The following is a 22,012-nucleotide window of genomic DNA, read 5'->3' on the forward strand; positions in this document are numbered from 1 at the left end:
TTAATATACAAACGGGATAATAATCCGTTTGTACATTAAAATCAAAGTTTCTCTTCGCAAACCCATCGCCATAGGGGATGGCTTTTTCCTTTTTGCTTAATTTTTTGGACTTGATGAATCAGCGATCGCTTTTCTCTGGCATTGACTCCCCATAAAATTACCGAGCTTTGCCATACTAAAGTTGCCAAAGTCATCGCCACACAGAAACCTATCCCTAGCATCGGCAATCGGTTGTATATTAAGCTCATCCTCACCGCTACCCAAGTAAAGGAAGCAATCCATAACTCAATATCCGATCGCAAACTCCAAATACTCGCCGTGCCAATTGTAAGCCACAGAAATACATCAAAGATCCAGCGCAAATAGGTTTGGACTTCGATGAGACGTTGGACTTGACGCTCTAGTAATTGGTCATTTAATTGCTCAGTTAATGGGTCAGTTAAAGACTCATCGCTATCATCGTCGGGTAGATTTTGCAGAGCATCACTATTATCCAAATTCATATATCCGCATTTAAAACATCATCAACTGTAAGCTGGAGATCGGCAAATGTCGGTGAGATAATCTGCGCTCCTAAAGAAAAAACAACTTCCTGATAAGCTCCATTTTTTATAGAGAGAACGGAAATCGTCTTCAGTTCCGCATCAACAAGCCAATACTCAAATATACCAATCCGTTGATACTCGTTCCATTTCTCTTGGCGATCGACATTGCGATAATTTGCACTGACAACCTCAATGACTAGCAATGGAGGCGTAAATAAGATAGCAGCCTTTTTTAAAATATCTAGCTCTTGCTGCTTACTCAACACACAAACATTGGGACGACGGGTGCGATGGCCTGTCCAAATCTCGATTCCCTTGGCTCGCACACAGTAGGGATAGGATTTTTGCCTAATTTCCAAAGTCAAAAAGAAGGACAAAAAAGCAATAATTCTTTCATGCAATCCAATGGGCGGTGTCATTGCGACCAATTCTCCGTCATTAAATTCATATCTTGTATCCGTACCGTCGTCATAGGTTAGATACTCATCAAAAGTAAGTTTGCGAACCGTAGTAGTCATAGTTATATGTGTTATATGCCCAAGACTTAACCTATAGCTGTTGACATTCTTGTTAGGACACAAAACCAGAAGACGAGTTGCGGCGCGAAGCACCGCAACTCGCTTCTTGGGTTTTGATTTGTCCTAATGCAAGTGACCACAGCTATATATGATATCGCGATTCATAAATAGATAGCGATCGCTATCTATCGCACCAAAACAAAAGATGCGGCGCTTTGCGCCTTTTGTTTTAGGTTTTGGCTTGCCTCTGGAAAATAGAAAGGGCAGCGCTTTGCGCCGCCCTTTTTATTCTTTTAGTTTGCTTCAATTGGAGATCGCTTATTGCTTGACGCATTCCGATTTCGCCACCATGCCAACAGAATACTGGCATTAAAAATGCTGGAATACGCGCCAGACAAGAAGCCAATAATTAAAGCAAGGGAGAAAAATCGGAGGGTTGCGCCACCAAATAAGAAAATGGCAAGCAATGGCAAGGTTGCCGTCAGAGAAGTATTAATTGATCGCCCCAAGGTTTGATTAACCGAAGCATTGACTAAATCATTAAATCCCGTTGCACCCGCATCGAGCTTTACATTCTCGCGAATGCGATCATAGATGACCACCGTGTCATTAACCGAAAATCCGCAGATAGTCAGCATTGACACAATAAACAAACTATCAATCTCTACACCCATCGTTAGCCCTAAGAGGGAAAAGGCTCCAACTGTAACTAAGATGTCGTGAAACAAAGCAATAATTGCGAAGGTTGCATAATCTAGTTGAAAGCGAAAGGCTAAGTAAAGACCAATCCCTGCAAAGGATAAAGCGATCGCTAGCAAACCATTTTTCAAAGCCTGCTGACCAATTGACGGACCCACTTCATCAATTTGCGATTTCTTGGGATCTACCTCTCCATATTGTTTGAGAGAATCGGTAAGAGTTACCTTTAACTTTTCGCGTTCTTCCGTCGATAAATGAGCCGTGCGTACTGATACACCCTTAAGATCTTTGCCTTCCACTAATTGAATGACACTATTAGTAAAGCCTTTGCTCTCTACGGCTTGGCGCACTACGCTAATGTCAATGGGCTTGCCACAATTGCCACCACTGCAAGCTAAACCAAGGGTCACACTTGAGCCGCCAGTAAAATCAATACCTAAACGTAATGGGGAGCCTAACTGCTGAAAGGACAAGACCATAGCCACGATTCCCGCCAAAATGACTGACGTTGAAATCGTGATGTAAAGACGCGCATTTTTGATTACATCTAATCTCATAGAACCGCACCAGTTGTATTGTCTTTTTTCGTACTTTGCCCTTGATCTTCGGTATCTGCACTTACATCTACGTTTACCGAGGAGATTTTGCCAAAAGCTTTCATCCCATAGTATTCAGGCTTGCGGAAATTAGGATTGCTAATCATGGCAAGCATAAGCGATCGGCTTAGTGTAATTGCCGTGAACATACTCACGATAACGCCCACTCCGAGGGTAACCGCAAATCCTTTGACAAAGCCTGAACCTAGCCAAAACAGCGTAATACAAGCAATCAGGGTAGTCACATTACTATCGAGAATGCTTGACCAAGCGCGATAAAATCCCGCTTCTACGGATTTATAAAGAGTGCGACCCGCTTTTAACTCTTCCTTAGTCCGCTCAAAAATCAGCACGTTCGCATCAACCGCCATACCAATACTGAGGATGAAGCCTGCAATCCCGGGGAGGGTCAACACTACGCCTAATAAGCTAAAGGAAGCAAAGGTGATCACCGCATAGGTAATGAGGGCAATATCGGCAACTGCTCCCAAAATACGGTAGTACAGCACCATAAAGATCAAAACCAGTAATAGTCCCGATACACCTGCATAGATGCTGCTGAGAATACTATCTGCGCCAAGGGTTGCGCCCACAGTCCGATTTTCGACGATTTCTACGGGGACTGGTAAAGCTCCTGCACGCAGTTGTAGGGCTAATTCGTTAGCTGTATCAAGGGTAAAGTTACCAGTGATCACGGCTCGACCGCCTGTAATGCCCTTTCCTTGAAATTCGGGGCCAACGGTGGGGGAACTGATCAATTTATCATCCAAGAAAATGCCTAAGACTCGACCCGTACCACCAATTTCGCCTGTAGTTTTGGCAAACAAGTCACCACCTTTGTCATCAAAGGTGAGGGCAACTTGCCATGAATCGGGACCGTTACCCGGAGGAGATGCTACAGCGTCTTTCAGCATATTGCCTGTAAAGCCTGTGCGCTCAAAAATACCTTTGAGATCTTCCGTAGCTTTTTTATACTCAACTTCATTGTCAGCGATCGCCTTTTGATCACCCGAAGTCTTAAGAGCTTCACGCTGAATAGTCGTGGCTTGCAAAATTTGTAATCTTGCCCTTAGCTCGCCTTCAGTACCTTTCTTTTGTTTACGAAAATCAAGTTGAGCCGTTGTGCCAATTACCCGTTCGGCTTGAGCAGGGTCATTGACCCCCGGTAATTGAACGACTAATTGATTATTTCCTGCAATCAAAATTGTGGCTTCAGAAACGCCTAATCCATTAATACGCTGCTCCACCACAAATTTGGCGGTTTCCATAATGCGCGGCGTAATTTCATTAATGCCTTGTTCTGGATTGATTTTTGCCTGAAGTGTAAGCTGTGCACCACCTCGCAAGTCCAACCCTAACTTAGGCGGATTGCTAACGATTAAATACACAGCCCCCAATAAAATTGCCAATACAAAGGCAAGTAGGCGGCTTTGTTTACCCATAATTTTTATAGAGCTTTTTGTATAGCTTTGTTATATAGCTTTACTGGTCGCTAAAGTGAACAGACTGTATTTTGAGACATCTGACATCATAACTTACTATAGCTACTCGCTTCCCACTCAAGGATTTATACCAAATGAAGAAATGGCTTCGCTATTTCTTCATTTTAAAAACCTTACTGGGTTTGGTTTTTAAATCACAAAAGTGTTGCCACACTTTCGTGATTTGGTATTAGCGGTACAGCGATTCGCGCTGTACCGCTAAATCCTTGAGTTTTAATGTGAGGGGGGAAGGAGTAAGTATCTGGGCGCAATTAAGTTAGGGCGATAAGGCTTTTCTAGTTAATTTGACCTATGCCTTTAGGATGAATTTATTAACTCATCTTAAAAAAATTTAGTTGATCTATAGCTGCAAATGCTCAGAAAGACCGCTTAACGTAAGGAATTTATAGTTTTATTTGGCGTTTAATAGCCTCTTTATCATGAGTTGCATGAAGCTTTGTAATACAGCCTACGCAAATTGATGCGGGTAAACGGTAAACTTATATCAAAGCTGAAATTTAGGTTGGATTTGTGAGATCTTGTGTCGAGCGAGTCTTTTCCGAAGACTGGCTAAATTATTATATCGATCTCTTTTCTGGAGCGAACTGACTGTGACTATTTACGTTGGAAATTTGTCTTATCAAGCTGCTAAGGAAGATTTGACAAGCGTCTTTTCTGATTACGGCACTGTAAAGCGTGTGCAATTGCCTACTGACCAAGAAACAGGTCGGGTTCGGGGCTTCGCCTTTGTGGATATGGAGGATGATGCTCAGGAAGAAGCGGCGATCGCAGCTCTTAATGAGGCTGAATGGATGGGACGTACTTTGCGCGTTAACAAGGCTAAGCCTCGCGGCGAACGTAGTAACGATCGCCCCTCTAGAGGCGGACGTGGTGGTTACGCTAATTAACCTAAATTAATTAAATTACTAACCTCAAAAAATGACTATGCGTTTTTGCAAAGCCATTTTTTGAGGTCTATATTGAGAAAAAAGCCCTAATGAGTAGATATTTAAAAACCCTACGGCTTTTTTGGGCAGCAGCGATCGCCGCAGAACTTGAGTATCGAATTAACTTTGCGATCGCTGCCTTAAGTAGCATTTTCAATTTGGTCGGTAGCTTATTCGGCTTGTTTTTGTTTTATCGCAATGGCTATAACTTTGCGGGTTGGCGTTGGGAAGAGGCAATTATCGTGTTGGGGATATTCACGATTTTAGAAGGGTTTTCGGCTACTTTTCTAGCGCCTAATTTAAGCAAAATTGTCGATCATGTGCAGAATGGTACTTTAGATTTTGTGCTTTTAAAGCCAATCAGCAGCCAATTCTGGCTATCAGCAAGAGTAATTTCGCCTTGGGGTGTTCCCAATTTAGTTTTTGGTTGGGGCATTCTGCTCTATGCAGGTGGGCAATTAGGGTTAGGGCTGGGTAATTATTTGGTTTGTTTAATTCCCTTGGCTTTTGGATGTATGAGCCTCTATAGCATTTGGTTTATGCTGGGCGCGACTAGTATTTGGTTTATCAAAATTTATAATGTCACGGAAGTATTACGGGGCTTGATGGAAGCAGGGCGCTATCCGATGGCAGCTTATCCCGCTTCCTATCGCTTCTTTTTTACGTTTATTGTGCCGATCGCCTTTTTAACCACTGTTCCATCCGAGGCATTATTAGGACGCGCCGAGCCAGTCTGGATCTTGGGTTCGATGTTTTTAGCGATCGCCTTACTCTATGCTTCAAATAAGTTTTGGAAGTTTGCACTTAGGTTTTATACCAGTGCATCTAGTTAAGACTGCATCCCCTTAATATTGCTTAAATATCACTTTTCCAACATCATGTTGTTCTCAATTTAGCCACAGCATAAGCAAGATCGTGTTCGGCAAAGCTGATAACATGCACTCGTTTTGGAGAGGGCGACTCATATACTCGATAGACAATGCGATAGCACACCCCATCGTGATCAAGCTCTAAAGCTCGATAATTTTTGAGATCGCCACGCAAGTCATGGCTAGGTAATCCAAAGCATCCATAGGGATCTTGAGTAAAAGCCGTATTACAAATTGCCTTAAAATCTCTATTCAATTCTGGTGACAATTCAACTAAATCTTGCTGCTGCAATAGCTCATGCAACTTCAGCCGATACCTCGACCTTATACCCACGTTGCCTTAAATACTCCAAATTAGCTTCAACTTCAATTTCTTCATCCTCTTCGATCGCAGTAATCCACTTAGATTCGTCATCCTCATCCTCAAGACGAGCGATCGCCTTAGCTTCAGACGATTGGGCAGTAAGTTCCGTACCAAGGGCTTGATAGATTTGCCATTTGTGAGATTTTGGTAAGGTGGCAATAATACTGAGAATGGAATCAAAAGAAATTTGTGTAGTAATAGTGATGAGAGCATCAACTTCAAATTTAGCTGCTTTATCAAAAGATTGCTCAATTTGGTCAGGCTGCTGTTTAGCAACAGTCTCATCAATAACTTGCATAATTGTCACTCTTTTTGGGGGTATTTACTTAAACTAAGAGCCGAGTAAATTATATGTATACTTTGAAAATACAGCCTTTAAATATTTTACATAAAACTCATGGTTGCGTTACCAGATCGCCTCTTAATGAGCTACGAAGAATATCGCGATTGGGAAGCAAATCAAGAAATGCGCCATGAGTATTTCAATGGCGAAATTATCCCTAAGGCTGGCGGCACGAAAAACCATAATCGTGTTTCATTGAATTTCTTTAAATTTCTAGATGATGCATCGGGCAAGTCATTGGGCGATCGCCATTGTGAAGTCTATATCGCCGATGTCAAAGTGCAAGTTGAGCCAAGTCGCAAATATTTTTATCCCGATGTCGTTGTTACCTGTGATGAAAGCGATCGCGATCCACAGTTAGTTATGTTTCCCTGCCTAATCATCGAAGTGCTTTCCCCATCCACCGAGGCATATGATCGCGGCTTCAAATTTTCGCAATATCGCCAATTCCCTAGCCTTCAAGAATATGTCCTAGTCCAGACCGAGCAGCCAGTAGTAGAAATATTTCAGCGCGAACACAATGGGAAATGGTGGTTTGCGGAATATGGGCTAGGCGATCGCTTGTTACTAAAATCCCTAAACTTAGAAATTTTAGTGGACGATCTCTTTAAACAAGTACAGTTTGCGTAGAATCAAAACTGAAAGCGCAAGTCGTCCGCATAGTGGACGACTTGCGCTTTCAGTTTTAATGATAAATAACAAAACGCAACTTCAGATATATCAAGCCTTTGATATGCTGAATAGTAACTGACTGCAAATTAATTGCAAATTATTAAACAACTATGCCTAGATCGCAACGTAATGACAACTTCGTCGATCAAACCTTTACTGTTATTGCTGACACGATTTTAAAACTCTTCCCAGCAAGTCAGAAAGAAAAAGAAGCCTTTGCTTACTATCGCGATGGTATGTCTGCTCAAGGTGATGGTGAATATGCAGAAGCGTTAGCTAACTACGAAGAAGCCCTCAACCTTGAAGAAAATGCCTACGATCGCAGCTACATCTACTACAACATGGGATTAATCCATGCGAGTAATGGCGATCATGATAAAGCTCTGGAATATTACGAAGAAGCAATTAATCTCAATCCTCGGATGCCCCAAGCTTTAAATAATGTCGCCGTAATTTATCATCACAAAGGCGAAAACGCCCAAGATGAAGAACAGGCTGAGGAGTATTTCAACATTGCGGCTGATAATTGGGTTAGAGCAATCCGCCTTGCTCCGAACAACTACATCGAAGCTCAAAATTGGTTAAAAACCACAGGTCGGGCTGACATCAACCTATTTTTCTAGAGCAATCTAAGCAGTTTTTTTTACTATCCAAACAAGGGGCTTAAGCCCCTTGTCAATAAATTGATTGTATCGAAACTGCCATAGCAACAGACTATATAATTTCAGTAACAAGATAAATTACTGTGATTTCTTTTGGTAATAACGTAGTAAAAATTCTATAAAAATACAATGATTGATAGAGAGCAAGTCCGCCACGTCGCCCATTTAGGTCGATTACAACTCACTGAAACTGAAGAAATAGCTTTTACTAAGCAGCTAGATAGTATTTTGGATTATTTTCAACAGTTAAATGAACTCGATCCCCTATTAGAAGGCGTTGAACCGACTACTAGAGCTGTTAATGTGGTTAATGTAACCCGTCCTGATATATTGCAACCCTTTACCGATCGCGAAACTTTATTAAACTGTGCGCCCGATCGCGAAGAAGACTTTTTCCGTGTGCCACAAATCATGGCTTAACGACAATTGGCGATCGCGCTGATAAAACTGATGACCTAGATCGAATGACATAGAGCAAATGACGCAGCGCAGATGATCAATTTCACTACCATGCAATTATGGATAACTCAGTAACCGACATTTCATCTAGTAAGCAAGCAAGCGATCGCTCAGTCGAAGCGAGTCTTCATCTAGTAAATGAATCCTCACCAGAGTCCTTACCAATTAAGATCTTGCTAGCAGAAGATAATCTCGTTAATCAAAAAGTGGCTTTGCGAGTACTTAAGCATTTGGGGTATCAAGCGGATGTCGTTACCAATGGTCTAGAAGTCATCCAAGCGATCGCAAGTAAAACCTACGATCTAATTTTGATGGATATTCAAATGCCAGACATGGATGGACTGGAGGCAACTGAGTATATTCGCCAACAGGAATTAGAAAATCAAAGCTCACCAATTGCGATCGTGGCGATTACCGCTAATGCTACCCACGACGATCAATATATTTGCCGCAAAGCGGGCATGAATGACTACATTAGTAAGCCAATTCAAATTGAAAAATTAAAAAATATTTTGCAAAAATATGTCACCCTCATAAATTGATATAGCTTGAGTCACTTGCCAAAAAAAAGAAGCGAGTAGCGGTGCGAAGCGCCGCTGCTCGCTTCTTTTTTGTTTGTACTGGCTAACTCTTGCTTTGCCACGCACCGCTATTTCTCTTCTGGGGAAGGGAGCTTAAAAAGCATAAAAAAGAAGGCTCGCCAAGCGAGCCTTCTTTTTTATGCTTTTAAGTTTAAGCAACTTCTGCGGGAGCTTCTACAGGAGCGTAGACGCTAATCTTCTTGCGGGTTTTGCCAAAGCGCTCAAAAGTTACCACACCATCAACGGTGGCGTATAAAGTGTCATCACTTCCACGACCAACGTTATTACCAGGGTGGAACTTAGTGCCACGTTGGCGGACAATAATGCTACCAGCTTTAACTACTTGACCACCGTAACGCTTTACGCCGAGACGCTTAGCGTTAGAGTCACGACCGTTTCTTGTACTACCAGTACCCTTCTTATGTGCCATTTTGTTTGATCCTCGTAATGATTAAAAGAAACTTATCAAAAGGTGGGAAATGCCTTTTTTATATAATTTTATATAATTAGGCAGCTTTACCACTTAGGTTAATAGCTTCAACCATGATGCGGGTTAAAGGCTGACGGTGACCATTCTTTCTGCGAGTTTTCTTCTTAGGCTGCATTTTGTAAACAATTACTTTTTTCGCCTTTAGATGGCGCATAACTGTGACTTCTACACTAGCACTATCAACGGTGGGCTGACCAATGGAAACGTCTCCATCCATATTGACAAATAAGACTTTATCAATGGTCAGTTTGCTGTCGGGTTCGGCTTCTAATAGCTCAACGTCATAAAATCTGCCGACTTCGACGCGATACTGCTTACCGCCTGTTTCAATAATTGCGTAACTCATGGTTTTTTAATATTCAGTAGATGCCGTACAGGTATTGGCTAGTTAATTCTTGCCAATTTTGTAAATAACCCGATCCGAGCATGAAAGATCGTGCGATCTATAACTATACAGCAAAGTTTGAAATAAATTTTTGTCTAGCAAAAATTTATTTCAAACTTTGCTGTGAAAGGTAAAGGCGGCGCTTTGCAAAGCCTTTACCTTTTATTTAAGCCATCCGAAGCCTACGCCTAGCAGGAGTAGCGAACCAAAGGCTAAACGATAGCCCACAAACACCCATGTCCTATGGTTTTGGAAAAATTTGAGCAACCATGCGATCGCTAGGTAAGAAAAAATTACTGACGAAAACAAGCCGACGGCTAATTGTCCAGCCCCCACATCAAAGCCTTTTTTGACAATGCTAATAAACTCAACTACGCCCGCAAGGGTAATGGCAGGGATGCCTAGGAGAAACGAAAATCTAGTAGCAGCAACCCGATCTAAGCCCATAAACAATCCTGCGGTCAGAGTAGAGCCAGAGCGGGATACCCCCGGAATTAGGGCTAAGGCTTGGGCTAAGCCCATTAAAATCCCGTCAATAATTCTGATTCTGGGGAATAAGCGTTTCTCTTGGGTGCCATTTTGCCCAATTATTTCGGCGAGGGCTAATAAGATTGACATCACAATGGAGGCGATCGCGATCGCGGTTAAGCTCCGTAGAGGTGAGTTGTCATAATCTTTGACAAAGACTTTGATAATTAAGCCGCCGATCAGGATGGGGACAGTACCTAAGGCGATCGCCACAGCTAGCTTAAAGTCATGGGATTGGTATTCCTTCGAGCGAATTGCTTGCACGCTGCCAAGGAAAATCTTACTAAGATCTTTCCAAAAATAACTAACCACCGCCACAATGCTACCAAGTTGAATTACCGCATCGAAAGAAACTCCCGCATCGTTCCATCCAAAAAGCGCAGGCACTACTTTGAGATGTGCAGAACTACTAATCGGTAAAAACTCAGTCAGTCCTTGCACAATCCCTAAAACAAAAGCTTGCCAGTATTCCATAAAAATTTAAATTTAGACAAAAGACATATAGCACAAACGGGGCTAAGCATTGCCAATTTTGAATTGGTACAAGCGCTATATTTTTGGGTTTGAAATTCTGGGGTTTGCTGTCATAATGGGAGCTAAAAGCAATTTCTATTTATTTAAGTTATAGGTATAAACACATGGATTGGAGAGTATTAGTAGTTTTAGGACCAATTGTGTTAGTCGCTTTTTGGGCAGCTTTTAACCTCGGTAAAGCAGTTATCAAGGGCGAAGCTTCTCTATTTGGCAAGCAAGGCAATAATCCTTTTCAATAAAATTTCAACTTTAAGCCCAAATATCAAGAGAGGACGCATTGCGTCCTCTCTTGATATTTGGGCTTTTAATGTTATAGATGCACAATCATAAGCATACATAGCGATAAAATAATCCCATAAATCAACAAAATTAATCTTGTAAGGTAGCTAATATATGGCAATCGGAGAATATAAGCCTGGGTTAGAGGGAGTGCCTGCCACGCAGTCCAACATAAGTTATGTTGATGGTAAATCAGGATTGCTCGAATACCGAGGTATCCGTATCGAGGATCTTTGCAAGCATAGTAATTTCCTTGAAACCAGTTACTTACTAATCTTCGGTGAATTACCCAAAGCTATTCAGCTACAGGAATTTGAACACGATATTACCCATAGGAGAAGAATCAAATATCGTATCCGCGACATGATTAAATCTTTTCCTGATAATGCCCATCCGATGGATGCATTGCAGACGAGTGTGGCGGCTTTGGGGATGTTTTACCCTTTGGGTAATTTTCATGATTTGGACTATATCTATCAAGCTACGGTGCGCTTATTAGCGAAAGTGCCAACGATGGTGGCAGCTTTTCACATGATGCGTCAGGGTAATGATCCTGTTATGCCCCGTGACGATCTGGATTATGCTTCCAATTTTCTATACATGCTCAATGAGAAGGTTCCCGATCCCTTAGCATCACAAATTTTTGATGTGTGTTTGACTCTTCATGCGGAACATACGGTTAATGCTTCGACCTTTGCGGCTCTGGTGACGGCTTCAACCCTTACCGATCCCTATGCAGTGATGACTTCGGCGATCGGTACTCTTGCGGGTCCCCTACATGGTGGAGCCAATGAGGAAGTAATGATCATGCTGGAGGAGATTGGCTCGATTGATAATGTTACGTCTTACCTTGAGCGTAAAATCGAGCGCAAAGAGAAGCTCATGGGCTTTGGACACCGCATCTATAAGGTTAAAGATCCGCGAGCGATCGTGCTTCAGGGTTTAGTGCATGAGTTATTTGATAAGTTTGGTCATGATCCTTACTATGATGTTGCCCTTGAGCTAGAGAAGCAGGCTTATGAAAAGCTTGCTGGCAAAGGGATTCATCCCAATGTGGATTTCTATTCGGGGTTGGTTTATAAAAAATTGGGTATTCCTAGTAATTTATTTACGACGATCTTCGCGATCGCCCGTGTTCCGGGATGGCTAGCCCATTGGAAGGAGCAGCTTTCTGATAACCGTCTGTTCCGTCCTACGCAGATGTATACAGGATTGCATAATGTTACCTACGTCCCCATTAATGAGCGTTAATACCAAATTAAGAAATGGCTACGCCATTTCTTAATTTGGCTTTGCCATCCTTTCAATGTTAATTAAAAAAGGGGCGCATCGCGCCCCTTTTTTAATTAACTAGGAGTAAGGCTTCTGCTAGTTCTTGATCCATTTTTTCGGCACTGGCGATCGCCTCAGTCATAATTTGACGTGGACTAATGCCATTGTGATAGGCGGCAAGCCAACGCTGAGCTTCATTGCCTTGTTCGAGAATTTTTTGCAATGGCGAGAGGAAACACCATACGCCACTTGCCTTTGCTGGCGATCGCAACTCTTCGTAAAGATTACTAATCCACTCCCTCGCCGTAATTTCTTCCCCTGTTTGCCAATGGGTCAATACCGCATCAAGGCTATTGATCGCGGCAGCCATTTCATTGCGATCAGCGATCGTGGCTAACTCGTCAGGGGTGAATTTACTAGAGTTAGGAGCTAAAGGATCAAGGGATGATCCTAGCCCTGCTTCTAGAAATTGAGTTAGGCGCATTTCTAATAGGGCGGTAATTGCTAAGAGGGCTACAGGATCGATGATGAGATCGGAAATTCTTAATTCTAAGCGATTGAGAGAATAGGGACGATTATCGCCATTAGGACGCACCGATGACCAGAGATGGCGCACATTTTGCATTGTTCCCAATTGCAATTGTTGTTCTGTCCATTCTACAAAATGATGGTGACTGCGAAATAACGGAACTTCTTGAGGGGTTTTAGGAAACATTTGCCAACGGGAAGAATGGAAGCCTGTAGCTTTCCCATTGAGAAATGGAGAGGCGGCGCTTAGGGCAAGATAGAGGGGGGCTTCGAGACGGATAAGCCGACAAGCACCTATTAATAACTCTAAGTTGGGAATACCAACATTGATATGAATGCTCGCCGTAACGACATCAGTACCGTAGGTTTGCTCAATATAGGTGTGATAGGGATTTTGGGGATCGGAACGACAGAAATGATCTGTCCCTCCTAAGGCAAGGGTGCTTCCGGGCATGAGGGTATAATCGCCAAGCGATCGCAAATAGCTGCGTAACCTTTGGCGAGGTTCGATCAAAGCCATGAGTAATGGCTCATATTTCAGAAAAGGTGGTGTGATGTATTCCACATTGCGGCTGTCGGGTTCGCGCACAAACCCGTTTAAGTTCGCCACAATGCGATCGCTAAAGCCCACCACATCCCCCGTCGGTGTAGAGGTGTAGATTTCTACTTCAAAGCCTTTTGATAAAAGCACGGGAGGTTTCCTTTTGCTATAGTCACTATTATTAAGCCTACCGTGCAATCGCTAAGAAAGCTTTAAGTTAAGGCAAAAATTAGATTTTTGTTAAATGTGCTGTATTAAAACTACTTATAGGCTTTACACCTCAACTAAGAGCTTTTTTAATAATATTGCAAATTACCAAGTTTAAGGAATCTCTGGGAGTTCGCTAATCTCATCAATTACCTCTTCTTTCCCCCGCCCCTTGTAAAGGGGCGGGAACAAGATTTCTAGTTTTCTTCTTTTACAAGGGGAAATTAAAGGGGGAAGGCTTGTGTGTACACGTTATCCCTACAGGGGAGAGAGAAGTTTTACTCTCCTTCTCTCTTAATTGGAGAGAGGTCGGGGGAGTGAGGGAGATAAGACAAGATGAATGGCGACGCTTCGCGTTGCCATTCTTTTCTAGGGCTGTTATAAATCGTTAAGTATTGCAAAGCACTAATTTCAATTGGTTCATGGGATATCTTCTTCTTAGCTGGAATAGGGAGAGAGCGAGTTTTTATGGATCTTGATAATGACTTATTTGAGTTAGACTCGGCGGAGGTTGGGAAAAGATACGAAGGGTGGCAGGGGGCGATCGCTGATTTTTTTAAATTCGACGAATATCGCGCCACCTTTCGCACTGAGATTCTGGCAGGGTTAACTACCTTCATGACTATGGCTTACATCCTCGTAGTTAATCCATTGATTCTTTCCAATGCCATTTTCTTGCAAACTCCTAAAGATTTATTTTCCGAACTTGTATTTTCTACGGCTGTGAGTGCAGCGATCGGCACATTAGTTATGGCTCTGATTGCCAAATATCCATTTGCAATGGCTCCGGGAATGGGGATGAATGCATTTTTTGCCTTTTCCGTAGTAATCGGACTAAAAATAGATTGGCGGCTTGCCCTTGGGGCGGTATTAGTTGAGGGAATAATTTTTATTATCTTGACAGTAACTGATATTCGCCGCCATTTGATTACAGCAGTTCCTGATTGCATTAAAACTGGAACAACTGCGGGGATTGGGTTGTTTCTGGCTTACATCGGACTGTCAGGAAAGCTTGAAGACGGAGGCGCGGCTCTGATTGTCGCTAACGAAGTAACCAAAACTGCTTTTGGGAGTTTTCGTCATCCAGCAACACTCTTAGCCGCTTTTGGGATCGTCATGACCGTATTTTTTATGACGAGACGTATACGGGGAGCTTTGTTGTGGGGCATTCTGGGGACAGCAATACTTGGATGGGTATTCGGCATAGCCAAGCCACCTACCAGTATTATTGCTTTGCCAGTGTTCCCAACTCATATTTTTGGTCAAGCGATTACTGGACTAAGTGGACTTAACTCCAGTAACTTTATAGACTTTCTGGCGGTGATGTTGGTGTTCTTATTTGTAGATGTTTTTGACACAATTGGAACTTTAGCAGGGGTAGGAAAACAAGCTGGCTATATTAACGAAAGAGGAGAATTACCAAGGGCAAATTCAGCATTGATGGCTGATGCAGTTGGTACAGTTGCTGGGGGGATTTTGGGTGTATCTACGGTCACAACCTTTGTCGAGTCGGCGGCGGGAGTCTCTGAAGGTGGGCGGACAGGTTTGACGGCGGCGGTAGTATCGGCATTATTCCTAGTGGCTCTTCTATTCGCACCAATTTTTGCGGCAATTCCTGCCTTTGCAACTGCGCCTGCTCTAGTGGTGATTGGGGTTTTGATGATGACAAGTATTAGCAATATTCGTTGGGATGATTTTACTGAATCATTACCAGCATTTATGACGATCTTTTTTATTCCCTTTGGCTTCTCGATCGCTGCGGGTTTATCGATTGGGTTAATTCTTTTTGTGGCAATGAAGGTATTTCGCGGACGAGTAAATGAAGTTTCTCTAGTAACTTGGATTCTCGCGATTATATTTATCGCCAGATTCATCTTTGTTACTTTAAGATTTGGCTAAGATGGCGATCGCTAATATTCATAAATATCTTAAAAATAAACGTTATAAAAAATAGATTGTAGAGAATAAAGTTATGAAGAAGAAAGCAATTGTCTATCTAATGCACAATAGTGGCGAACAATTAGATTTATGGTTGCAATATCTACCTTCCGAGGATATTGAATTAGTAAATATTTCTCCAGACAAAGATATTGTGCGGATACTTGAAAAAGTGTCCCACGACAATTTGCCAAGCCTAATTCTTGTAGAAATGAGTATTCAATCTCCTAATACGAAATTGCTACAATCTAGTAACGTCAGTCGATGGTGTAAAGACAATCAACTATCCATTAAAATAATCTTTCTGACGATGCGCCCAGAAGCTGAGGTCACTAAAGTTGAGCAGCGTTGGGCAGATCGTCAGGGTGCGCTATCTATTTTACCAAAACTAGATCCGCAAAATCTTAAAGCCCAATTTAAACAAATTTATGAGTGCTTAAATCTAGAACTACCTGTTATTAAAATTATTCCTAAAGCTCCCGAAATTGATTTAGTAAGTGTTACTCAATCAGCTTTAGGTCAAGCTCAATTGCTAATCAAGAAAAAAGACTTTTCTGGGGCAATGAATCAACTCAAGGAAGTGATTAAACATAATCGAGAAAATATTGAAGCCTATTTACTCTGTGGAGAAATTTATACTGAACTCAAAAATCTAGAAAAGGCAATTCAAGCCTATAGCCAAGCGATAACTATTGATGCCAAATATGTTAGTTCATACTATAAACGTGGGCTAACTTACAGTAGTTTAAAAAACTACCATGCCGCGATCGCTGATTTTAATCAACTCATTAATTTAGAGCAGAACCATGCTGAGGCATACAATGCAAGGGGGACTGCGCGGAAAGAGATCGGTGATTTTGAAGGCGCTAAATTTGACTACAATCAAGCGATCACCCTTAAACCAAATTATGCTGAAGCCTTCTTAAATCGAGGGATGCTACTTTATAGTTTAGGAGAACAGGCAAAAGCCCGACAAGATTACGAAGAAGCAGTAAAACTTGACCCTAAATATGAAGGTAGCTTTTTCTCTTGGGCAAATAATTCTGAAATTAAAGGGTTGTCGGTCTTTTAGTTTTTAACTCTTCATGCGTTCTTTCATGGCTTTAGCGGCTAGGGTATAGCCCCCATCGGCTCCATCGACAAAATGTACTTGACGACCATCCCGCTCAAAGACGAGACAAGTCATTAAGGCTCGGTCAGAAATATGGAAACCATATACTAAGCGACCTTCGTGAAACTTCTTTTCCAGATATTCTGTTAATTTTCGACGTTGGCGAATTCTCCCAGAAATAACCATTCGCAATACATCATCAAATTTTTTAAAATCAGTGGCTTCAGCAACAATTTGTTTGTAATCTCCCCACTGAAAATTACCAACCTTAATATTGAATTGCATGAATATCAAGCCGAGGAGATTGATTAATCGTAATTTCCACAAATATAACTTTCTCTTTAACTTGTTCTTAGTATTAGTAAAAACTTTCATTTCTGACGACAAGTTCCTTTTCTGAAAAGAAAGTTGTAAGTTCTCTTCGGAAACGGGATGACAGTCGTTATCTTGACCGTAAATGCGCTCAATTTGGTTGATCACTTCACGGTATATATTGTCAACTTGGGTCTGGCTGGGGGCGGTTACCAATACAATCAAGCTGAGAATTTCTTCGTGTCGCGTGGGGATGTCTCTCCATCGGCATTCTAAACCTGAAAAGTCCGCGATCGCATAGATGCTTGGTGATTTGGGACTATACAAATGAGTGGTGGCTACGTCTTTTACCAAACTAGTTGCGTAGCTGATACCACCACCTCTGAGGATGGCTTGATTGTAGTTATTGGAGATATGTAATTTGGCAATTTTGACTTCGTATTTACTAGTGATCGCTGATATCGGTACTATGCCTGCGCGTAGGACAAGATTAAATTCATCTCTTGCCAAGTTCTGTACAGCGATCAAGGCTTGCTCTGCTTCTAAGACATAGCTATTCGGAATTAGAAGTGAAGCTCCGTCACCCCCAAAAACAAAAGGAATTTCCAAATCGCCAACTAAGTTTAAGATGACAATAATGGAACAAGCCCCCAAAAGATTAATATCCTTATACTTACCAACTTCAATAGCCTTAGTGGAGTCAATAATGTCTGTGATGATTATTGACCAATCATGGGGAACTGGGTAAAAGTTTTCATCATGGGTAATGTCAGCAAAGTTTTCAAGAATAGGTAAGTCAGCATAAAAGCTTTCTGTCGTCTGATCTCTAGGCTGAACTTCTTGAATATTCATGTCTTTGAGCCTGAACTAGAATACAAGCTTAGTCATCTTATCAAAAGTACTCCTGTTAAAAACAACCGCCAGTTGGCGGCTATTTCCTGAACTCTGGTTTTGGCAAGATGGCGTATCTAGTCTCTAGCGTTTATGCGATCACGCTTATGAAGTGATTTTCCAGAGCGCAATTTCAGTGTTTTTGACCACCGTACAAAACCCACGAAACGAGTTGCGGCGCTTCGCTCCGCAACTCGTTTCGTGGGTTTTGTGTCCTCACAAGAATGGCAACAGCTATAAATTTCCTATCGCCATTATTTTTACATTTTATTTGTAAACATCTCTACGATGACCAATTTTTAACACTAAAATGAGTAGTTGATTATCCTGAATAGAGTAGATGATGCGATAGTTTCCCACTCTAATGCGATAGAGACTATCTTCGCTTGTCAGCTTGACAACACCATCAGGACGTGGAACATCAGCTAAAGTATCAATTTTTATTTTTATCCTTTGCTGCTCTTCAATGGATAGAGATTTTAGTTGTTTGGCAGATTGCTTTCCAAACTCAATGCGATACGTCATAGTCCAATCTCAGCTTTTAGACTTTCCCAAGAGATAGTACCCTCAGAATCAACCGATGCTAGAGCGGCTTTAGCATTTGCAATATCCTCATAATCTTCATCAACTTCATAGCTACCAGCTTTTATATTCCAACCATCTTGCAAATGTTTAGCTCTTACAAACAAAAGAAAATCTAAAACCTCACTTAGAACACAATCTGAAGTTTGTTCGATTTCTTGGATTAGAGATTGTCTAACATCGCTTTGAGTAGAAGGTTCTATAGCTAGCATCACTTTACATCTCTTGCATATTTGAGTTTCTAAATCTTAGCAAATTCTAACAGTAGATCGATCCCACTGAAAACTAATATCTACGCCGCGATCGCAGTTCTCTCAAATAATAACCTCAGCAACAATCCTATTTTGCCCCTTACAGCCCTTTTTTTATCTTAGTTGGCTTAGCCATTCTCTTTGGTCAAGCAACTCCCAAGCGAAAAAAATAATCCATTAAATAGAAAGGGGGCGCATTGCGCCCCCCTTTCTATTTAACTTATTCCCATTCAATCGTTCCAGGGGGCTTAGACGTGATATCTAGCACCACGCGATTGACTCCTTCCACTTCATTGACAATGCGATTGGAAATAGTTTCCAATAGCTCATAGGGAACCCTTGCCCAGTCTGCCGTCATGCCATCTTCACTACTGACGAGACGTAAAACCACAGGATGAGAGTAGGTGCGCTTATCGCCCATTACGCCCACACTGCGAACCGTTGGTAATAGCACCGCAAAGGCTTGCCAGAGATTATTGTATTGACCTGCGCGATTGACTTCTTGACGCACAATTAAATCGGCATCGCGTAAAGTATTCAGGCGATCGCTAGTGATTTCGCCAATAATCCGAATCGCCAACCCAGGACCGGGAAAGGGCTGGCGCTTGACGATTTCTTCAGGAAGACCAAGGGCGGTTCCGACCTTCCGCACTTCATCTTTAAAGAGTTTGCGAAGTGGCTCTACGAGAGTAAAACGCAAATTTTCGGGCAAGCCACCGACATTGTGGTGACTCTTGATTTTGACAGCGACCCGTTTGCCAGTCGAAGGATCGACATTGGTATCCGCAGACTCAATTACATCAGGATAGAGTGTACCTTGAGCAAGGAAGTCAAAGGGTCCTAAACGACCAGATTCTTCTTCAAAGACATTGATAAATTCGCCGCCGATAATTTTGCGCTTCTGCTCAGGATCGGTGACTCCTTTAACCTTTTCGAGAAATCTTTCGCGAGCATTGACATATTCCACATGGATATGAAACTGTTCTTCAAAAAGTTTGACAAGGCGCTCTGGTTCTAACTTCCGCATGAAGCCTTGATCAATAAACATACAGGTCAGTTGATCGCCGATCGCCCGATGCAGTAAAAAGGCAAGGGTCGAAGAATCCACCCCACCTGATAGTGCCAGTAATACACTCTTGCTGCCCACTTGTTGGCGAATTTCTCTAATGGCATTGTCAATAAATGCATCCGTTGTCCAGTTTGGCTCACAGGCGCAGATGTGGTATACAAAATTACGCAGCATCGCCATGCCACCTGCGGAATGCACGACTTCAGGATGGAATTGCACTCCATACAGCTTTTTGTCATGATCAGCGATCGCGGCACAGGGAGTATTAGCAGTATGGGCGAGGATCTCAAATCCTTGGGGTAACTCAAGCACAGAGTCGCCATGACTCATCCACATGGTGATCCCTGTATCCACATTAGTCAGCAAATCGGTGGGATCATCAATTTGTAGTTCGGCTTTGCCATATTCTCCGCGATCGGCGCGATCAACTTTACCGCCCAGTTGCTTTGCCATGAGCTGCATTCCATAGCAAACACCAAGAATCGGAATTCCCAAGTTAAAAATTTTAGGATCGCACAGGGGTGCGTCTTCGTCATAAACAGAATTAGGACCACCTGACAGAATGATCCCTTTAGGATTTAACTTCAGCAAATTTTCGGCTGAGGTATGATAGGAAAGAACTTCAGAATAAACCTGTGTCTCACGGATACGTCGAGCAATTAGCTCCGAGTATTGAGAACCAAAATCGAGAATAGCAATCATGGAACGACTGGTTTTATTGTCTGTGGTACTATCAGAACTTGTGCTAGATGAAAGCGCACCTTCAAGATTTAGTACGGCATTCGATGATGTTGGAGGGGAAGAAACCACAGTGGATACCTCTATCTTGATTAGATAGCATAATGAGATAGTAAGGCTTTCGATAAGCCTATCGCTGCGAAAAAAGTAGCTATTCCTACAATGCTAGCAAAACGGTACATATTTATGCATAAAAAAGTTATGTCAGCGATCGCATTGTTGCCTTTGCTGTCATTGCCAATTTTGACATTTAATAGCCAAAATCTGGGGTTTAATCCTCTAAATACACAGATTTCTAGAAATTTTATTCAAGATCTCCTCATCCCTTCGGCAGGGGCGGTACAGTTGCGAGATGGCAAAACTTATTTTGTGCAGTTGCCGACGCTATTGTATGCAGAAACGACGATAAATCGTACCAATGCTTGGGGCGCTACCTATTACTTTGTGTTGGATTTACCCCAAAATTTGGGCGAGCCTTTACAAAAGCTCGAAATTTCTCAGGCTGAAGGTTTTGAGACTCTTAATTTTATCGGTAATGATACCTTTGCCTATTTGCAACCAGAGTCAGGCGATCGCGTGTCAGTGCCGACAAAAATGGAAATTTCTCCTAGTTCAGATGGCGATCGCCCAAAAGTAGTGGTGACTTTCGATCCGCCACTTCCTGCGAGTAATGGGCTAACTCGTCGCTTAGTGGTGGGGTTACGTCCTGTCCGCAATCCTCGTTATGATGGGGTTTATCTTTTTGGTGTGGTTGCCTTGCCTAAAGGCGATCGACCTAATTCTCAATTTCTAGGCTATGGCAGGTTAAATTTTTACAGTTCCCGCCATTAATTATGCCAAATATAGAGAGTTGAGGCGCTTCGCGACTCAACTCTCTATATTTAACGCTCTTTTTTAATTCCCGAAAGTGTAACCACACTTTCGGGAATTGGTATCACAGCCTCAAGCATTGCGATAAAATGAGCTTAGGGAATTTCGCTTAGCCTCCGACTAAATAAAATTCTCTATATTCATTTTGTCTCTGGAACTTCTCAATGACTGATAGCAACGATAGTTTAATCGTCAAGCCTAAAAAATCTGGGCTAGCGCCATTAATTCTGACTTTGGTGGAGTTGCTGCGTCAGCTAATGGAAGCTCAGGTAATTCGGCGCATGGATGCGGAGAAGTTAACTGAGTCCGAAATTGGACGGGCTGCGGATAGTCTGCAAGCTTTAGAACAACAGATTTTTAATCTGTGTGAAGTTTTAGAAATCGATCCTGAAGACCTCAATCTCGATCTTGGAGAGTTTGGGAAGTTATTACCAAGGCGCGGAGCCTATTATCCTGAACAGTCTTCGAGTGAGTCTTCGATTTTGGAACTGCTCGATCGCCTCATTAGCACGGGTATAGTTTTGGAAGGTGATGTGCAGATTGGGCTTGCCGATATCAATCTCATCGATCTCAAGTTGAAGCTCTTGCTAACATCTGGCGATCAGTCTGCTTGAATATCTAGCAAAGTAAGAGTTAGCCAGTACAAACCAAAACCCCAGAAGCGAGTGGTGACGCTTCGCGCCGCAACTCGCTTCTGGGGTTTTATATCCTAAGCAAAACTTACATTGCTATACAAACACATTAAAAGAT

At 42.2% G+C, this 22,012-nt stretch carries 26 protein-coding genes; 12 read left to right on the forward strand and 14 right to left on the reverse strand.

Going from position 1 to position 22,012, the window contains the following annotated elements; genetic code table 11:
- Positions 1 to 41: 41 nt before the first annotated feature.
- From H6F42_RS18375 to secD, 4 genes are all read right to left on the reverse strand, one after another.
- Positions 42 to 503 (reverse strand): hypothetical protein, encoded by a 462-nt coding sequence (locus H6F42_RS18375; RefSeq protein ID WP_242018511.1) that lies wholly within the window; start codon positions 501 to 503, stop codon positions 42 to 44.
- Positions 500 to 1,063: a Uma2 family endonuclease gene (locus H6F42_RS18380; protein WP_190400821.1), complete on the reverse strand. Its 564-nt coding sequence runs from the start codon at positions 1,061 to 1,063 to the stop codon at positions 500 to 502. Before H6F42_RS18380 ends, H6F42_RS18375 begins: the two co-directional genes overlap by 4 nt.
- A gap of 293 nt (positions 1,064 to 1,356) precedes the next feature.
- On the reverse strand, positions 1,357 to 2,319 hold the full coding sequence (gene secF / locus H6F42_RS18385; RefSeq protein ID WP_190400822.1) for a protein translocase subunit SecF: 963 nt from the start codon (positions 2,317 to 2,319) through the stop codon (positions 1,357 to 1,359).
- Complete coding sequence (gene secD, locus H6F42_RS18390) at positions 2,316 to 3,800, reverse strand: protein translocase subunit SecD (RefSeq protein ID WP_190400823.1); 1,485 nt, start codon at positions 3,798 to 3,800, stop codon at positions 2,316 to 2,318. Before secD ends, secF begins: the two co-directional genes overlap by 4 nt.
- 650 nt (positions 3,801 to 4,450) lie before the next feature.
- On the opposite strand from secD, the gene H6F42_RS18395 reads away from it, so the two are divergent.
- Both H6F42_RS18395 and H6F42_RS18400 read left to right on the forward strand, forming a co-directional pair.
- Complete coding sequence (locus tag H6F42_RS18395; RefSeq protein ID WP_190400824.1) at positions 4,451 to 4,747, forward strand: RNA-binding protein; 297 nt, start codon at positions 4,451 to 4,453, stop codon at positions 4,745 to 4,747.
- 89 nt (positions 4,748 to 4,836) lie between these two features.
- The gene (locus H6F42_RS18400) at positions 4,837 to 5,619 is read left to right on the forward strand and encodes an ABC transporter permease (protein WP_190400825.1); all 783 of its coding nucleotides are present in this window, start codon (positions 4,837 to 4,839) and stop codon (positions 5,617 to 5,619) included.
- 43 nt (positions 5,620 to 5,662) lie between these two features.
- On the opposite strand, the gene H6F42_RS18405 is transcribed toward H6F42_RS18400, so the two are convergent.
- Complete coding sequence (locus H6F42_RS18405; RefSeq protein ID WP_242018512.1) at positions 5,663 to 5,947, reverse strand: hypothetical protein; 285 nt, start codon at positions 5,945 to 5,947, stop codon at positions 5,663 to 5,665.
- A gap of 4 nt (positions 5,948 to 5,951) precedes the next feature.
- Positions 5,952 to 6,317: a hypothetical protein gene (locus H6F42_RS18410; RefSeq protein WP_190400827.1), complete on the reverse strand. Its 366-nt coding sequence runs from the start codon at positions 6,315 to 6,317 to the stop codon at positions 5,952 to 5,954.
- Between the two features lie 99 nt (positions 6,318 to 6,416).
- Here H6F42_RS18410 and H6F42_RS18415 point away from each other — a divergent pair, with 99 nt between their 5' ends.
- The 4 genes from H6F42_RS18415 to H6F42_RS18430 all read left to right on the forward strand — a co-directional run bounded on the left by H6F42_RS18415 (position 6,417) and on the right by H6F42_RS18430 (position 8,697).
- Positions 6,417 to 6,992, forward strand: a complete 576-nt coding sequence (locus H6F42_RS18415; RefSeq protein ID WP_190400828.1) for a Uma2 family endonuclease — start codon at positions 6,417 to 6,419, stop codon at positions 6,990 to 6,992.
- A gap of 152 nt (positions 6,993 to 7,144) precedes the next feature.
- Entirely contained in the window at positions 7,145 to 7,657 is a 513-nt protein-coding gene (locus H6F42_RS18420; RefSeq protein WP_190400829.1) for a photosystem I assembly protein Ycf3, read from the forward strand.
- A 168-nt stretch (positions 7,658 to 7,825) separates the two neighbouring features.
- Positions 7,826 to 8,116 carry an Asp-tRNA(Asn)/Glu-tRNA(Gln) amidotransferase subunit GatC gene (gene gatC, locus H6F42_RS18425; RefSeq protein ID WP_190400830.1) on the forward strand — a complete coding sequence of 97 codons (291 nt, stop codon included), beginning with the start codon at positions 7,826 to 7,828 and terminating at the stop codon, positions 8,114 to 8,116.
- 98 nt (positions 8,117 to 8,214) lie between these two features.
- Positions 8,215 to 8,697, forward strand: coding sequence for a response regulator (locus H6F42_RS18430; RefSeq protein ID WP_190400831.1), 483 nt, complete (start codon positions 8,215 to 8,217; stop codon positions 8,695 to 8,697).
- Between the two features lie 190 nt (positions 8,698 to 8,887).
- On the opposite strand, the gene rpmA is transcribed toward H6F42_RS18430, so the two are convergent.
- The 3 genes from rpmA to H6F42_RS18445 all read right to left on the reverse strand — a co-directional run bounded on the left by rpmA (position 8,888) and on the right by H6F42_RS18445 (position 10,613).
- Entirely contained in the window at positions 8,888 to 9,166 is a 279-nt protein-coding gene (rpmA, locus tag H6F42_RS18435) for a 50S ribosomal protein L27 (RefSeq protein WP_190400832.1), read from the reverse strand.
- Between the two features lie 76 nt (positions 9,167 to 9,242).
- Entirely contained in the window at positions 9,243 to 9,572 is a 330-nt protein-coding gene (gene rplU / locus H6F42_RS18440; RefSeq protein WP_190400833.1) for a 50S ribosomal protein L21, read from the reverse strand.
- Positions 9,573 to 9,773: 201 nt separating this feature from the next.
- Positions 9,774 to 10,613: an undecaprenyl-diphosphate phosphatase gene (locus H6F42_RS18445; protein WP_190400834.1), complete on the reverse strand. Its 840-nt coding sequence runs from the start codon at positions 10,611 to 10,613 to the stop codon at positions 9,774 to 9,776.
- Between the two features lie 164 nt (positions 10,614 to 10,777).
- Between H6F42_RS18445 and H6F42_RS18450 the strand changes: the two genes are divergently transcribed.
- Both H6F42_RS18450 and H6F42_RS18455 read left to right on the forward strand, forming a co-directional pair.
- A complete protein-coding gene (locus tag H6F42_RS18450) occupies positions 10,778 to 10,912 on the forward strand; it encodes a photosystem II protein Y (protein ID WP_094528630.1) in 135 nt (44 codons plus the stop codon).
- 154 nt (positions 10,913 to 11,066) lie between these two features.
- Complete coding sequence (locus tag H6F42_RS18455) at positions 11,067 to 12,203, forward strand: citrate synthase (protein WP_190400835.1); 1,137 nt, start codon at positions 11,067 to 11,069, stop codon at positions 12,201 to 12,203.
- A gap of 91 nt (positions 12,204 to 12,294) precedes the next feature.
- Here H6F42_RS18455 and gshA read toward each other — a convergent pair whose 3' ends face one another.
- Entirely contained in the window at positions 12,295 to 13,443 is a 1,149-nt protein-coding gene (gene gshA / locus H6F42_RS18460; RefSeq protein ID WP_190400836.1) for a glutamate--cysteine ligase, read from the reverse strand.
- A 525-nt stretch (positions 13,444 to 13,968) separates the two neighbouring features.
- On the opposite strand from gshA, the gene H6F42_RS18465 reads away from it, so the two are divergent.
- Positions 13,969 to 15,399 (forward strand): NCS2 family permease, encoded by a 1,431-nt coding sequence (locus H6F42_RS18465; RefSeq protein ID WP_190400837.1) that lies wholly within the window; start codon positions 13,969 to 13,971, stop codon positions 15,397 to 15,399.
- A gap of 73 nt (positions 15,400 to 15,472) precedes the next feature.
- On the forward strand, positions 15,473 to 16,510 hold the full coding sequence (locus tag H6F42_RS18470; RefSeq protein ID WP_190400838.1) for a tetratricopeptide repeat protein: 1,038 nt from the start codon (positions 15,473 to 15,475) through the stop codon (positions 16,508 to 16,510).
- Between the two features lie 3 nt (positions 16,511 to 16,513).
- On the opposite strand, the gene H6F42_RS18475 is transcribed toward H6F42_RS18470, so the two are convergent.
- From H6F42_RS18475 to guaA, 4 genes are all read right to left on the reverse strand, one after another.
- Entirely contained in the window at positions 16,514 to 17,713 is a 1,200-nt protein-coding gene (locus tag H6F42_RS18475) for a DUF3095 domain-containing protein (RefSeq protein ID WP_190400839.1), read from the reverse strand.
- A 306-nt stretch (positions 17,714 to 18,019) separates the two neighbouring features.
- Positions 18,020 to 18,277 carry a type II toxin-antitoxin system RelE/ParE family toxin gene (locus tag H6F42_RS18480; RefSeq protein ID WP_190400840.1) on the reverse strand — a complete coding sequence of 86 codons (258 nt, stop codon included), beginning with the start codon at positions 18,275 to 18,277 and terminating at the stop codon, positions 18,020 to 18,022.
- Complete coding sequence (locus tag H6F42_RS18485) at positions 18,274 to 18,546, reverse strand: hypothetical protein (protein ID WP_190400841.1); 273 nt, start codon at positions 18,544 to 18,546, stop codon at positions 18,274 to 18,276. Before H6F42_RS18485 ends, H6F42_RS18480 begins: the two co-directional genes overlap by 4 nt.
- Before the next feature lie 259 nt (positions 18,547 to 18,805).
- Positions 18,806 to 20,356: a glutamine-hydrolyzing GMP synthase gene (gene guaA / locus H6F42_RS18490; protein ID WP_190400886.1), complete on the reverse strand. Its 1,551-nt coding sequence runs from the start codon at positions 20,354 to 20,356 to the stop codon at positions 18,806 to 18,808.
- 222 nt (positions 20,357 to 20,578) lie between these two features.
- Between guaA and H6F42_RS18495 the strand changes: the two genes are divergently transcribed.
- Both H6F42_RS18495 and gvpJ read left to right on the forward strand, forming a co-directional pair.
- On the forward strand, positions 20,579 to 21,223 hold the full coding sequence (locus H6F42_RS18495; protein WP_190400842.1) for a DUF2808 domain-containing protein: 645 nt from the start codon (positions 20,579 to 20,581) through the stop codon (positions 21,221 to 21,223).
- A 203-nt stretch (positions 21,224 to 21,426) separates the two neighbouring features.
- Entirely contained in the window at positions 21,427 to 21,876 is a 450-nt protein-coding gene (gene gvpJ, locus H6F42_RS18500) for a gas vesicle protein GvpJ (RefSeq protein ID WP_190400843.1), read from the forward strand.
- The last annotated feature ends 136 nt before the right edge of the window (positions 21,877 to 22,012 follow it).

It is taken from the genome of Pseudanabaena sp. FACHB-1998 (genome assembly GCF_014696355.1).
Classification (GTDB): domain Bacteria; phylum Cyanobacteriota; class Cyanobacteriia; order Pseudanabaenales; family Pseudanabaenaceae; genus Pseudanabaena.